A 15,368-nucleotide genomic window follows, 5' to 3' on the forward strand; every position below is an offset into this window, starting at 1 on the left:
TACTAATTTTTAGAATGATAATTTTAAAACTCCACCTACTGATCTTTGTGATGGACTAGCTCCAAATTCACCTAAATCTGAAATCACACCTGTTCCATAAGTTCCAATTTCAGGGTCCGTATATGGATTTTCTCCCGGAGTCCACATAAAAAGATTCCTTCCATAAATTCCAAGTGTAATTTTGTTCAATCCCATATTTTTACTAAATGCAGAAGGGAAGTCATAATTTAAATTTACCTCTCTCAGTCTTACAAAAGTTTTATCAATTACTTGTGTTTTTTCAATACCTAAGTTACTTGATGTATTATAGTAACTGCTTATATTATTCCATGCTACCGGAGTAGTGTTTTCTACATAGGTTACCTTACCTGTTGTTGAATTTACAATTTCGTTAACGGAGTTAGGTACAATGAAAGGATTTCTGTTATTGTAAGTAGTTTCAATACCATTTCCTACAAACTGAGCCATTCTTTTTGTGTAAGAATAGAATTCCCCACCTTGTTTCCAATCTAAAGAACAGCCTAAATTAAAGTTTTTGTACTTAAATGTGTTTTGCAGTCCCATAACAAACTTACGTTGTGAATTTCCTATAAGTTGAGCATCACTTGTTCCTAATGGTATCCCTGTTGATGGATTTACTATGGTTTGACCAGCATCATTAGTTTTAGGCACTATAGAATAATATGAACCAATCGGTTGCCCTTTAACTGCTCTAAAATTTACACCATAAGCAGTTGCTAAGTCAACATAAGAAACTCCACCGTTTAACTCTGTTACTTCATTAAGATTTTTAGTGAATGTATAGGTTAAGCTCCAAGTGAAGTCTTTATTTTTAATTGGGCTAGCAGTTAAGGAAAGTTCAATACCTTTATTTACGATAGTACCTGCATTAATAGCTTTTCTCACAAAACCAGTTGATGGATCCAATGGTAAGTCAACAATTGCATCAGAAGTTGTTTTATGATATAAAGCAACATCATAGCTAATCCTGTTTTTAAAGAATGAACCTTCCGCACCAATTTCATATTCGACGGTACTTTCCGGTCTCAATTCTGGATTTCCCAATCTTGAAGAAGCTTCATAAAAACTTACCCCTCCGATAGGAGATTTAATATTACCAAAATACGCGGCAGCTATTCCAGAAACATAAGAATTCTGAGTAACATATGGATTAGTGTCATTTGCAATTTTAGAAACAGCACCTCTTATTTTTAAGAAAGTATCTCCGTTATCAATTGCTATAGCACCTAAAGATAAAGAGGGATAAAAATATGAATTATTGCCAATTGGCAAGGTAGAAGTTAAATCTTGTCTTCCCGTAATGGTTGCAAAATACCTGTTTTTGAAAGCAAATTCTGCAGATCCATAAACTGCTCCTGTTTTTCTCAAGGTATTAATTTGAGTAATAGTAGGCATTACAGAGGAGTTAGAAAGCACATAAAATCCAGGTACTCCAAGATTAGTAATACTTGTAATTACTCTATCAGACTCTCTTTTGTTGTAATTTACACCACCTACAAGATTTAATGTCCAGTTCTCACTTAAATTTGTGTTATAGTTAAGATTAAAGAATGTATCAAATTCACTATATTCGGATCTTCCCTCTGTAACTCCACCTACAACTAAATGGCCACCAGATGCTTGAGGACTTCCAGGGAGATAATTTATAATAGCTCCATGACTTTTTAATCTTTCCGTTCTCAGGTTACCTCCAATTTGCCATGTAGCAGTTAATTTATCTGTTATTTTATAACTTAAATTAGCATTTCCAAAAATGTTATTCCCATATATTTTGGTACTGTTCTCATTAATGGAAAAGTATGGGTTTGAAGCATACGGAGTAAAGTAATAACTAGGAGAGTTAAAAATGTTATTTTTATAATCTTTAAGGTCTACTACGCTAATGTCGGTCGGAATTTGCATTAAATCTTGTTGAAGCGTATTTCCTTCTCCAGCAGCATCACCCTGACCTGTATTAACTACACCCTGATTTTTGTACACATAATTTAATGAAGTTCTTAAACTAAATCTCTTTCCTTTTAAACCGCCATTAAAACCTATGGATTGTTTTTTGTATAAGTCAACATTTGTTGGTACTACTCCATCACTATTCACATTTGAAAATACCAAAGAGAAATCTGAGGTATCTCCACCACTGCTTAAATTTACAGATTGTGTTGATAATATACCAGTATTGTAAAAATCCCTAATATTATCTTTTAAAGCAACATAGGGCTTAATTTGTTGGCTGTTGTTATATATTGATCCCCACGGACGAATCTCTCCGTTGAATGCTGGTCCCCAGGAACCATTTTCGTTACTTGAACCACTGCCCGTATATCCGGCACCGTTCCATCCTTGCCCAAATTCAGTTTGTAAATGTGATACTCTTGCCACTTCGCTTAACTCAGTTGAAGCCAGCATATCAACTTTAATACCTGTATTTGCTTTTCCTTTTTTAGTTGTAATAATAATTACACCTCCTCCGGCTCTTGATCCATATAATGCAGAGGCTGCCGCCCCTTTTAGGACTGTCATGCTTTCAATGTTGTTTGGATCAATATCACTCACCCCATTTCCGGCATCATATGATCTGGTTGAAGATGCAATCCCACTATTACTAGTACCTGTAGAAGTGTTATTAATAGGTGTCCCATCTACAACATAAAGCGGTCCCAGATTCCCAGTGATAGTGTTCGCTCCACGAATGACCACTTTCGTTGCTGCTCCAGGTTGTGATGGAGCAGTAATGTCTACTCCGGCAATTTTACCCGAAAGAGTTTCAAAAGGGTTCGTGTTTACTACTGCTGTAAGCGCATCTGACTTCAAAGTTGTTGTTGCGTATCCAAGAGATTTTTTCTCTCTTTTAATACCAAATGCAGTAACAACGACATTTTCCAATTCCTGCGCACCTGCATCAGCCATTTTTACATTGATAACTGATGAACTTGCTGTCACTTCCTGAGTCTTCATACCGACATATGAAAATATCAAAACTTGATTTGCAGCAGCTTTGAGAGAATATTTTCCATCAAAATCAGTTTGTGCCCCAGATTGTGTTCCCTTTACTAAAACACTAACACCCGGCAAAGGTATCCCTGCATTGTCAGAAACTATTCCGGTAATTTTTCGTTCCTGCGCAAAAGTGAATTGCAAAGCAAGGGTAAAAAAAAGCACCAGAAGGCCTTTTAATTTTTGTCTCATTTTTTAAAATTTTTGATTAATGGGCGCAACTTATCACTTTAATATATTTTTAACAAGAAAAATATATTATTTAACATTAATAAATGTAGCTATTAGATTACTTTATTAATATTTTAATAAACCGTTATACTTTTAAATGAGTAATTTTCAAACAATTAAAAATCGTTAGCCAGATCAAAATATGTAAGAATAATTTTCGTTAAAAATTCTGAGTAATATCAAAAAAAGAAGGTTTTAAGATTTCTCAAACAAAACTGTTGAAGTATTTTTTTTTTGTTGTAAGCAAGATTTAAAATAAAAAAACCATCTAATTTACTAGATGGTTTATCTGAACCTTTATATTTCTACTAAAAGTTTACTAATTCAAAATAGTGAAAAATGAAATAAAGGAGTGCTTTCTAATTTTCGAGGCAAAAATACTACAAACACATACACTCCGTAAACAACAATAAGTCAAAATAGTAATAAAAAAAGCCAATAGTTTTACAACTATCGGCTTTTGTGTTTTTATAATTTTATAAATCCTACATTCTCTCCGGAACTTCAATTCCTAATAAACTGAATGCAGATTTAATAACTTCGGCAACTTTTTGAGATAATTGCACTCTGAATATTTTTTTTGTCAGGTCAACTTCACCCAAAATATGAACGGATTGATAAAAAGAATTGTATTCTTTTACCAGATCGTAAGTATAATTTGCAATCAAAGCCGGGCTGTGATTTTGAGCGGCATTTTGAATTACTTCCGGAAAAAGTTCGATTTGTTTTACCAATTCTTTTTCTTTTTCATGCAATTCGGTAATATCTGTTTTAGCTGAGAAATCAAAATCGGCTTTGCGAATAATAGACTGGATTCTCGCGTATGTATATTGTATAAATGGTCCTGTATTCCCCGCAAAATCAACAGATTCTTCCGGATTAAACAAAATACGTTTTTTTGGATCAACTTTTAAAATGTAATATTTAAGAGCACCCAGACCAATTGTTTTGTACAATTTAGCTTTTTCTTCATCAGAATAACTGTCCAGTTTTCCTAAATCTTCCGAAATCTGTTTGGCTGTATCTGTCATATCCTGCATCAGATCATCAGCATCTACAACAGTTCCTTCACGGCTTTTCATTTTTCCGGAAGGCAAGTCAACCATTCCGTACGATAAATGATATAAGCTTGAAGCCCATTCAAAACCTAATTTCTTAAGAATCAAAAACAAAACTTTAAAATGATAATCCTGTTCGTTTCCAACCGTGTAAACCATTCCGCCAACATCCGGCATATCTTTTACTCGCTGAATTGCGGTTCCAATATCCTGTGTCATATAAACCGCAGTTCCGTCTGAACGCAAAACGATCTTACGGTCAAGGCCTTCATCTGTCAGATCTATCCAAACTGAACCGTCAGGATCTTTTTCGAAAACCCCTTTATCCAATCCGACCTGCACAACATCTTTCCCTAATAAATACGTATTACTTTCGTAGTAATATTTATCAAAATTAACTCCAAGATTGTTATAAGTGGTTTCAAAACCATTATAAACCCACTGGTTCATCATTTTCCAAAGCGTAATCACTTTTTCATCTCCGGCTTCCCACTTTTTAAGCATATCCTGAGCTTCAATAATAATCGGAGCTTGTTTTTTTGCTTCTTCTTCGGTTTTACCGGAATCCATTAATTGAGCGATTTCGGCTTTATATGCTTTATCAAACTCAACATAATATTTACCAACCAGTTTATCCCCTTTTAAATCAGAACTTTCCGGAGTTTCTCCGTTTCCGAATTTCTCCCATGCCAGCATCGATTTACAAATATGGATTCCTCTGTCGTTGATAATTTGTGTTTTATAGACTTTTTTCCCGGAAGCTTTGATAATTTCGGCAACAGAATACCCTAACAAATTGTTACGGACGTGACCTAAATGCAAAGGTTTATTAGTGTTTGGCGAAGAATATTCGACCATGATTGCCTTCTCTACCTCATTTGGATTTACATAGCCAAATTTAGTATTGTCTTTTATTTCATTAAAGAAATTCAGGTAATAACTGTCTGAAATAACAATATTCAAAAAACCTGACACTACGTTAAAACGAGCCACTTCAGAAACATTTTCAACCAGATAATCTCCAATTTTATTTCCTAAATCAGCAGGATTGCTTTTGATTACTTTCAACAATGGAAAAATTACCATTGTTATATCGCCTTCAAACTCTTTTCTGGTAGTCTGAAATTCGATTTTATCAACAGTAACATCAAATAATGCTTGTATCGCTTTTTGTATAGAAGGTGTAAGAATTTGTGATAATGACATGTAAACTTATTTTTAAAGTGAGCAAAGATACTGCTTATTCGTCAATTAGAGAAAATCAAAAACATATTAAATTTCTCAAAACGATTAGAATTTCACAAAAAACGGTTTTCTTTAATTGTTAAAATTATCAAAAAATCAAAACCGTAAACTATTATAAAACAGCACTTCTTAAAAAAAATAAAATTTTATTCTCATTTCCCTGTAACATATCGATAACAAAAGAGTCTTAATAGGGACTTTAAATTTTATTGTCAAAAGAAAAAAAACAAAAAAAACAACAATCATCATCAATCAAATCAAATCAATCAAGTAACTTATTATGAAACTAAAATTCTTACTGTTTGCGTTACTGGGAGTAATGGCAACAGTTCAGGCCCAGAACTCCGGAACAGTCTCTGGAAAAATTACAGAAAAATCTAATAACGCACCGATTTCATACGCTACGGTTTCTATTAAAGACAACGGAAAAGTTGTCTCTGGTGTAAACACAGACGATAATGGTGATTTTGTTATTAAAAATTTAGCCTTAAAAAATTATACTATTGAAATTCAATATATCGGATTCAGAAAATATATCGGATCTGTGATTTTGAGTGATACCAAAAAAGAAGCAACCGTAAAAGTGGCACTTGAGGAAGAAGCAACACAACTAAAAGGGGTAAATGTTGTAGCAGAGCGCTCAACAATAGAACAAAAAATTGACCGTAAAGTAGTAAATGTTGGAAAAGATTTAACTACAGCAGGTGCTTCTGCATCTGATATTATGAATAATATTCCTTCTGTGAATGTAGATCAGGACGGTAAACTTTCTCTTCGTGGAAACGATAATGTTCGTGTTTTGATTGACGGAAGACCAAGTAATATTGATCCTGCACAGTTATTAAAACAAATTCCATCAACTTCTATCAAAAAAATTGAGCTGATTACCAATCCAAGCGCAAAATACAATCCGGAAGGAATGTCTGGTATCATCAACATTATTTTGCATAAAAATGCAAACACGGGTTTTAACGGAAGCTATAGTGGTGGTATTACTTTTGGAGAAACTGCTAAATACAATCAGTCATTAGACCTGAATTATAAGACCGGAAAAGTAAACTTATTTGGAAATGTAGGTCAGAATTTCGGGACTTATTTCAACGATGGTTTCATCAAAAGATTAGATGAAGATATTACTCAGAACTTAGATATTAAAAATGATAATGATTCTTACTTGTACAAAATTGGTATGGATTATTTAATTGACGACCATAATACTTTGTCTGTTTATACGAACCAGAACAAATCAACCGGAAAAGGTTTTGTTGATACTGATATTGATTATAATAACGGCGATCCGGCTATTTTAAACATTTTTCAAAAATCAAGATATTGGGGACCTGAAACAACAGGAACTTATAATCTGGCTTACAAACACATCTTTAAAAAAGAAGGCCATACTTTGGATTTTGAAGGAAACTACAGTGATAGCAAAGAAACTCAAAATGCCGAATTTGATACTAAAACTACAGCTCCGGACAACAGTTTTCAAAATTTAATCTACAATGATTTAATCAAAGGAGATAGAAAATTAAGTACGTTCAATGTGGATTATGTTAACCCTTTGAATGAAAAAACTACGCTTGAGGCTGGTGCCGAAGCAAGAATCACAAGGACTGACAGTGATTATGCAAGAACAAATTTAACTGATCCTACTCAAAATCAGATTTCAAACTATACTTACGATACAGATATTTACTCTGCTTATGTAACCTTTGGACAGAAATACAAAAAATTCAGTTACCAGATAGGAGCACGTTTTGAAAGTTATAAAGTGGCTGCTAATCTAAATTACGGTCAGGAAAAATTTGATGACGATTATATTACGCTATATCCATCTGCTTATTTTACCTATAATTTAAATGAGAAAAACACTTTCCAGTTTAGTTATAGCCGTCGTGTAGACCGCCCGAGTTTAGAGCAGACAAAACCTATTCGTGAGTTTTCTACTCCATTGGTAACTTCATTGGGTAATCCGGAATTAAGACCTCAGTTTACAAATTCTGTAGAAGTAAATTATACTAAAACTTTTGAAAAAGGAAGTTTTACTACCGGAGTTTATGTAAGAAGTATCAATGATCAAATCAGCAGAATCTTATATCCTGATGTAACAGATACAGATGGTAATAAACAAATTATGTCTTTTACAAATTACGATCATAATACTGCTTACGGATTTGAAGCTTCTTTTAACTATAAGATTACAAAATGGTGGGATATTTCGCCATCTATCGATTTCTCAAGCATAAAACAGCAAGGTATTGTATTTAAGTATGATAAAACACAAGATCCAACGAGTGTTCCGGAAGAAAGAAAAATTACAGTTGCTGCTTTTAACGGACGTATGAACTCAAACTTCAAAGTAAATAAACGTTTAAGCTTTTTATTATTCGGCTTTTACAGAGGCGCTACAGATGGTTTGCAAAATAATAGCCATGAAATGTACAAAATGGACATAGGTTCACGTTATACATTGTTAGACAGCAAGATGAATATCAGTTTACGCTTTAATGATGTGTTCAATACTATGAAATATGCTTTTGATACTATGTATCCTTACCCTCAGGCAGGGCAGTTTTCATGGGAAAGCCAAACGGTATATTTAGGTTTGACATATAACTTTGGAGGGGCAAAAATCAAGAACCTTCAACGTAAACAAAGAGAAGACAACACTAATAAGGATGGTGGCGGAATGTTTTAGTCCCGTTTCTATTAGTAGATTTTAATATTTTAAATAATTTTTCTTGTAGAGAAAAGCCCTGGAGTATGCCAACTTCAGGGCTTTTTTATTTAAAGCGAACTGACTAAAAATTTTATTTCTTCAGCATTTGCCATTTCAGACTCATCTGTAACTGCTGATGAATGATAAAAAGTGGGTTCTAATTTTTGTTTTAATGAATGAATGTTGGAAGATCTAAGACCTCCGCCGGGCATTATGACAATGCGGTCTTCCGCTAATTTCTGAATTTTTTCCAAAACTGAAACTCCTTCCAGTACATTTACTCCCTGCCCCGAAGTCAGGATTGTTTCGAAACCACAATTAATAACATCTTCGAGTGATTGTTCTACACCTGCAACTACATCAAAAGCCCTGTGAAAGGTACAGGAAAGCGGACTGGCTAAATCTACCAGTTCTTTATTTTTGATTTTATTTACACTTCCGTCTTCATTTAAAATTCCGAAAACAAAACCGTCAACTCCCAGCTTTTTAAATTGTTTGATATCCTGTTTCATTTCAACAAGTTCTTCATCAGAATAAACAAAATCTCCTCCGCGTGGCCTGATAATGACATGTATCTTAATCGACAGTTCTTCGCGGACTTTTACTCCAAGTATATAATTTGGTGTTGTTCCGCCCAGATGCATATTCTCGCATAATTCAATTCGGTCAGCACCATTTTCCTGAGCAATCAATGCCGATTCAAAGTTAAAGCACGCTATTTCCAGTTGATTTTTTTCCATTTGATTTCTTTGTAAGATTGGGCTTCGACTACGCTCAGCCTGACAAAAATATTAATTAATACTAAAACAGAATGTTAACTCAAACATAAAATGATTCAACTAATTAAAGCAAAAAAGTATTATCCTGAGCGAAGCCAAAGGCTTTTATAACGTTTGTCCGGCTGAGCGTAGTCTAAGCCTCTTACCTGAATTTACATGTAGATATTTTCTTACTTTTGTGTTTTCTTAAAATTATCGTACTGAGCCTATTCGAAGCGCTCCTATCTAAAATTAAAAAGCACATGAAACAATATTATGTTTACATTCTAAAATGTTCTGACAACAGTTATTATACAGGATTTACAAATGATATTAATCGCAGATTAAATGAACATAGTTTTGGTTTAAATAAAGAATGTTATACTTATAATAAAAGACCTTTGCAACTGATGTTTTACACAGAATTTAATGACGTACTTCAGGCTATAGCATTTGAAAAACAAGTAAAAGGCTGGAGTCGAAAAAAGAAAGAAGCAATCATAAATAATAAATGGGAAGACCTAAAAAAACTTTCTGAATGTTTAACGAAACAAATTACAAGAATTTCTGTAAGGACGTCTAGCCGTAGCCCAGCCTTCGACTACGCTCAGGATGACAATTCGGTTCAATATCACAGATAAAAAAACCTGTTCAAAAACTGAACAGGTTTTAATATAATATTATGACCAAAAATTACCATTTTATAATAGCACTTCCCCAGGTAAATCCACTTCCGAAAGCTGCCAAAACAACAGTATCGCCCGTTTTAATTTTCCCTTGTTCCCAAGCCTCTGTCAATGCAATTGGTATAGACGCTGCCGTTGTATTTCCGTATTTCTGGATATTGTTGTGCACCTGATCGTCTGATAATTTGAATTTGTTCTGAATGAATTGTGAAATTCTCAAATTGGCCTGATGCGGAATCAGCATATTGATATCAGAAACCTGCAAGCCATTTGCTTCCAAACCTTCATTGATAACCTCTGCAAAACGTACAACTGCATTTTTAAACACAAACTGTCCGTTCATGTAAGGATAATAACTTTCGTCATTAGGATCATTATCTGCTAAAATATCGGTTACCCAACGGGCTCCCATTCCCGGTGCCTGCAATGCCAGTTCTTCTGCATGCTGTCCTTCTGAATGTAAATGTGTTGACAAAATACCTTTTGATAAATCTTCTTCACGGCTTAAAACTGCCGCTCCTGCTCCATCTCCAAAAATAACAGAAACTCCACGCCCGCGTGTTGTCATGTCTAATCCGGTTGAGTGAACTTCTGAACCAATTACTAAAATGTTTTTATACATTCCTGTTTTAATATACTGATCAGCAACTGAAATTCCATAGATAAAACCGGAACATTGGTTTCGAACATCTAAAGCCCCAACAGTCTTTAAACCTAAATCTCGTTGTACTAAAACTCCGGGTCCTGGAAAATAGTAATCAGGGCTAAGCGTAGCAAAAACTACAAAATCAATATCTTCTTTGGCAATACCGGAACGTTCTATTGCAATCTTAGCTGCTTTTACTCCCATAGAAGTTGTAGTATCTTCTCCGCGAATAATGTGTCGGCGTTCCTGAATACCTGTTCGTTCCTGGATCCACTCATCATTGGTATCAATAATCTTAGACAAATCATCATTTGTCACAACATTAGAAGGGACATAATATCCTAAGCCCGCTATTTTTGAATGATACATATCTTTTTGTTATTTGTTAAAAAATTGGATTGCAAATTTAGGTATAGTTTAAAATATAAACGTACAAATTACTATTTTTTTCGTAATTAGCAATTTAATATACTTTAATAATATGATTAATTGGAAGAATTATAATTTAGAAAAATCTGTTTTAAACCAAAAAACTGAAGAATGTGAAAACTACGATTAATTTAAAATTTAAAAAGCCATAATAATCTTTTATCGATTTTATGGCTTTTTGATTTTATAAATAATTTAAACTTAAGAATATTTCCTGCTCAAGAGGCAAATCAATTTCACTTTCAAAAAAGACCAGTTGTCTTTTATAAACAGCTTCTATAAGATAATGATTCCCCCTGAAATAAGTTCTTCTGATTTTTACCGGAAGATTGGATTCTGCAACCATTTTAAACTGATGGGGATACACTAAGGTTTTATGAGTTTCATCTTCATAAGGAACCAGCAGATGTGTAGCAATTTCATTTACTTCTCCAAAAAGCGAAGCCACATATTTGTTTTTTGGGTCTTCATAGATTTTTGTCGGATCATCTTTTATTACGATTTCACCATTTCTCATTACAATCGCTTCATCTGCAAATGATAAGGCATCTGTGCTGTCATGTGTAGCAATGATACAGGTTATATCTTTTTGTTTTAGATATCTGAATAAGTTGCGTCGCAGGGCATTTTTACGAAACGCATCTATCTGACTAAAGGGTTCATCCAGCAAAATTACTTCGGGTTCTAAGGCCAAAACCCTAACCAGAGCAATTCTTTGTTGTTGTCCTCCACTCAAGAATTTAGCCTTAACATTAGAAAATTTATCCATTTCTACCATTTCAAGCAATTCCTGAATACGCAGTTTTTTCATGTTGGCAAATCCGTTAGAAAGGAATTTTCCAACATTTTCTGCCACAGTTTCATATGGGGACAAATCAAAATCCTGCGCCAGATATTTCATGTAAGGCATTCCGGGAACCAAATTATATTTAGGACCAAGAACGGGATCTCCATTATAAAAAATCTCACCTTCATCCAAATCATATAATCCATATATAAGTTTAAGCAGCGTACTTTTTCCGCAACCGCTTTCGCCAATGATTGCAATATTCTGACCTTTTTCTATAGAAAAAGATACGTTTTTTATAACCGGTGCTTCGGTGTACGAAAAGGAGATATTTTTTATATCAAGCATGGAGTTCTAATTGAGGTTTCAAATTTACAATGTTTAATTCCTATTGTCAAAAAAAAAGCTGTTCATTAACGAACAGCTTTTCTTAAAATATATTGTATAGAAATTATTTTCCAGCTTCTGCTTTAGCATCGTTTACCATTTTGTCATTTGCAGTAATTGAAAACTCAACACGACGATTTTGTGCTCTGCCTTCCGGAGTATCATTTGTTGCAATTGGATCAACGATTCCTAAACCTGAAGTTTTGAAACGGCTTGATTTTAATCCTTTTGCTACCAAATAAGCCTGTACAGATGCAGCTCTTTGTCCTGAAAGTGTCAGGTTATATTCTGGTTTACCAGTATTATCAGTATAACCAAAAATCTGAATATCTGTATCTCCGTATTCATTAAATACAGGAACCAGTTTATCTAGATTTGCTTTTGCCTGAGATGTTAAAGTTGATTTGTTAGTATCAAATCTAACTGCATTTTCATTTAAAGTTAAGTGAATACCTTCACCAACTCTTTCTACAGATGCACCCGGCAAAGCCTGATCAATTTCACGGGCTTGTTTATCCATCTTGTTTCCAATAAGGGCTCCGGTTCCACCACCAACAGCAGCTCCGATTGCAGCTCCCAAAGCAGCGTTTCCGCCTTTACCTAAATTATTTCCCAGAATACCTCCAATAATACCACCCGCAACAACTCCGATTCCTGCGCCTTTTTGAGTATTATTTGCATTTTTTACTGAATCACAACTTGTAAATAAACTAACTAATACAAGTAAAGTACTTAAACTTAATGCTGTTATCTTTTTCATTTTTTATTCTTTTAAATATTAATTAGCTCTTTGAAACTGGTAAGTCACATCTTTTGTCTGTCCGCCAACAGTAATGTTGTCAATTAACTGAAATGAGTTTTCAGTTAAACCGGCAACTTTAAGTAAATATCCGTCTCTTACTTTTTTTGCTTTTATACCGGCATCAAGAATTTTAAGTACAAAAAGACCTTGGTTGTTAATACTCCACACAATAGGAGATGTAAAACTGGTACAACTTGCAGAAGTTAAAGCCATTGTTCCTTTATTGTTGTTTGAAATAAAATTCCAGGTACTTCCGATAAAACATTTTGAATCTGCAAGATCAAATGAATTTACTTTTATATAATCTGAACCAGGGTAAGAAACATTGGTAAGAACCCAGTTTCCTTTAATAGCTACTTGAGTAGATTTATCAAGTTTAGTAGAAAGTGTTGTTGCTTCAGTTGAAGCTGAAGACGAAGCTGATTTACACGCAAATACAAGCGTGGCTACCATGCAAATGAAAACTATTTTCTTCATTTTGTACATTTATTTAAGTTAATACTTACACGTTTAACAATTATTATACCACAAATATACGATACGAATGCAAAACTATTGTTTTAGAATCTAATTATTTTCTTCCAAAATTAACACTTGCGCCATTTTGTCACTTTATCATAATTGGTATTTTTTTTGAACAAGTGAAAATCATCACATTAAACTAAAAAAAATTAAAAAATATGACAACAGGTAAAATTAATGTTTCAGTAGAAAACATCTTTCCCTTAATCAAAAAGTTTTTATACAGCGACCACGAAATCTTTTTGCGTGAGCTGGTTTCAAACGGAACCGATGCTACTTTAAAATTAAAACACCTTATTAGCATTGGCGAAGCTAAAGTTGAATATGGAAATCCTATTATTGAAATTAAGGTCGATAAGGAAGGAAAAAAAATCCATATTATTGATCAGGGTCTTGGTATGACGGCCGATGAAGTTGAAAAATACATCAATCAGGTTGCTTTTTCGGGAGCCGAAGAATTTCTTGATAAATACAAAGATTCTGCTAAAGACTCCGGAATTATCGGGCATTTTGGTCTTGGTTTTTATTCTGCTTTTATGGTTGCAGAAAAGGTAGAAATCATTACCAAATCTTATAAAGATGAACCGGCTGCACACTGGACATGTGACGGAAGTCCTGAATTTACTTTAGAACCGGCTGACAAAACTTCACGCGGGACTGAAATCATACTTCATATTGCCGAAGATTCTCTTGAATTTTTAGAAGATTCAAAAATTAGCGGTTTATTAAATAAGTATAACAAGTTTATGCCTATTCCGATTAAATTCGGAACAAGAACAGAAACACTTCCAAAACCGGAAGATGCACCGGAGGATTATGTAAACGAAACCGTAGAAACAGACAACATAATCAATAACCCAAACCCGGCATGGACTAAACAGCCAAACGAATTATCTGACGAAGATTACAAAAACTTCTACAGAGAATTGTATCCAATGCAGTTTGAAGATCCGTTGTTTAATATTCACTTAAATGTTGATTATCCGTTTAACTTAACCGGAATTTTGTATTTCCCAAAATTGGGCTCTGATATGCAAATTCAAAAGGATAAGATCCAGTTGTACCAAAACCAGGTTTACGTTACAGATAACGTAGAAGGAATTGTACCTGAATTTTTGACGATGCTAAAAGGAGTTATCGATTCTCCGGACATTCCTTTGAACGTTTCTCGTTCAGGTTTACAGGCTGATGGAGCTGTTAAGAAAATTTCAAACTACATCACCCGTAAAGTAGCGGATAAACTGAAAGCTTTATTTAATGAAAACCGTGCTGATTTTGAGCAAAAATGGAACGATATTAAAATCGTTTTGGAGTACGGAATGCTTTCTGAAGATAAATTCTACGAAAAAGCAGGAGCATTTGTTTTATATCCAACTGTAGACAATACGTATTTTACTTTAGAAGAATTAAAAGAGAAACTAAAAGAAAACCAGACTGATAAAGATGGTAAACTTGTCGTTCTTTATGCAGGAAATAAAGAAGAACAGCACTCTTACATTGAAACAGCAAAAGGAAAAGGATACGAAGTATTGCTTTTAGATTCTCCAATTATCTCGCATTTAATTCAGAAAATCGAAAACGATAATAAAGATGTAACTTTTGTTCGTGTAGATTCTGATCATATTGATAATTTAATCAAAAAAGACGAAAACACGATTTCTAAATTATCTGATGAAGAAAAAGAAACTTTAAAAACGTCATTAGAAGCTTATATTCCAAAAGCTTACTCTGTACAATTAGAAGCTATGGATTCTCAGGCAGCTCCTTTCATTATTACGCAGCCTGAATTTATGCGCAGAATGAAAGAAATGAGTCAGTCTGGTGGCGGCGGAATGTTTGGAATGGGAAATATGCCTGAAATGTACAATCTGGTTGTAAATACAAATTCAGATTTAGCATCAAGCATCTTAAATACCGAAGACAAAACGCACCAGGAGCATTTGGTAAAACAAGCTTTAGATTTAGCTAAATTATCCCAAAACCTTCTAAAAGGTGAAGCTTTGACTGCTTTTGTAAAAAGAAGTTTTGAGATGATTAAATAAGCATTTCATATAAATATTAAAAATCCTGCAAATTAATTTTT

10 protein-coding genes are annotated in these 15,368 nt (G+C 33.8%); 3 read left to right on the plus strand and 7 right to left on the minus strand.

Features of this window, described 5'->3' with window-relative positions:
• Positions 1-9: 9 nt before the first annotated feature.
• Both DCO46_RS14290 and argS read right to left on the minus strand, forming a co-directional pair.
• Positions 10-3,204, minus strand: a complete 3,195-nt coding sequence (locus tag DCO46_RS14290; RefSeq protein WP_116753194.1) for a SusC/RagA family TonB-linked outer membrane protein — start codon at positions 3,202-3,204, stop codon at positions 10-12.
• Between the two features lie 524 nt (positions 3,205-3,728).
• A complete protein-coding gene (argS, locus tag DCO46_RS14295; protein ID WP_116753195.1) occupies positions 3,729-5,507 on the minus strand; it encodes an arginine--tRNA ligase in 1,779 nt (592 codons plus the stop codon).
• Positions 5,508-5,826: 319 nt separating this feature from the next.
• Here argS and DCO46_RS14300 point away from each other — a divergent pair, with 319 nt between their 5' ends.
• Complete coding sequence (locus tag DCO46_RS14300) at positions 5,827-8,247, plus strand: TonB-dependent receptor domain-containing protein (protein WP_116753196.1); 2,421 nt, start codon at positions 5,827-5,829, stop codon at positions 8,245-8,247.
• A gap of 89 nt (positions 8,248-8,336) precedes the next feature.
• On the opposite strand, the gene DCO46_RS14305 is transcribed toward DCO46_RS14300, so the two are convergent.
• Positions 8,337-9,008 carry a copper homeostasis protein CutC gene (locus DCO46_RS14305; protein ID WP_116753197.1) on the minus strand — a complete coding sequence of 224 codons (672 nt, stop codon included), beginning with the start codon at positions 9,006-9,008 and terminating at the stop codon, positions 8,337-8,339.
• Between the two features lie 281 nt (positions 9,009-9,289).
• Here DCO46_RS14305 and DCO46_RS14310 point away from each other — a divergent pair, with 281 nt between their 5' ends.
• Entirely contained in the window at positions 9,290-9,667 is a 378-nt protein-coding gene (locus DCO46_RS14310; protein ID WP_116753198.1) for a GIY-YIG nuclease family protein, read from the plus strand.
• Between the two features lie 52 nt (positions 9,668-9,719).
• Here the strand turns inward: DCO46_RS14310 and DCO46_RS14315 are convergent, their stop codons facing one another.
• From DCO46_RS14315 to DCO46_RS14330, 4 genes are all read right to left on the minus strand, one after another.
• Complete coding sequence (locus DCO46_RS14315; RefSeq protein ID WP_116753199.1) at positions 9,720-10,727, minus strand: 3-oxoacyl-ACP synthase III family protein; 1,008 nt, start codon at positions 10,725-10,727, stop codon at positions 9,720-9,722.
• A gap of 244 nt (positions 10,728-10,971) precedes the next feature.
• Positions 10,972-11,922: an ABC transporter ATP-binding protein gene (locus DCO46_RS14320; RefSeq protein ID WP_116753200.1), complete on the minus strand. Its 951-nt coding sequence runs from the start codon at positions 11,920-11,922 to the stop codon at positions 10,972-10,974.
• Between the two features lie 103 nt (positions 11,923-12,025).
• A complete protein-coding gene (locus DCO46_RS14325; protein ID WP_116753201.1) occupies positions 12,026-12,721 on the minus strand; it encodes an OmpA family protein in 696 nt (231 codons plus the stop codon).
• An 18-nt stretch (positions 12,722-12,739) separates the two neighbouring features.
• Positions 12,740-13,240, minus strand: coding sequence for a lipocalin family protein (locus tag DCO46_RS14330; protein WP_116753203.1), 501 nt, complete (start codon positions 13,238-13,240; stop codon positions 12,740-12,742).
• Positions 13,241-13,443: 203 nt separating this feature from the next.
• Between DCO46_RS14330 and htpG the strand changes: the two genes are divergently transcribed.
• The gene (htpG, locus tag DCO46_RS14335) at positions 13,444-15,327 is read left to right on the plus strand and encodes a molecular chaperone HtpG (RefSeq protein WP_116753202.1); all 1,884 of its coding nucleotides are present in this window, start codon (positions 13,444-13,446) and stop codon (positions 15,325-15,327) included.
• Positions 15,328-15,368: the final 41 nt, after the last annotated feature.

It is taken from the genome of Flavobacterium sp. HTF (assembly GCF_003105115.1).
In the GTDB taxonomy this organism is placed as follows: domain Bacteria; phylum Bacteroidota; class Bacteroidia; order Flavobacteriales; family Flavobacteriaceae; genus Flavobacterium.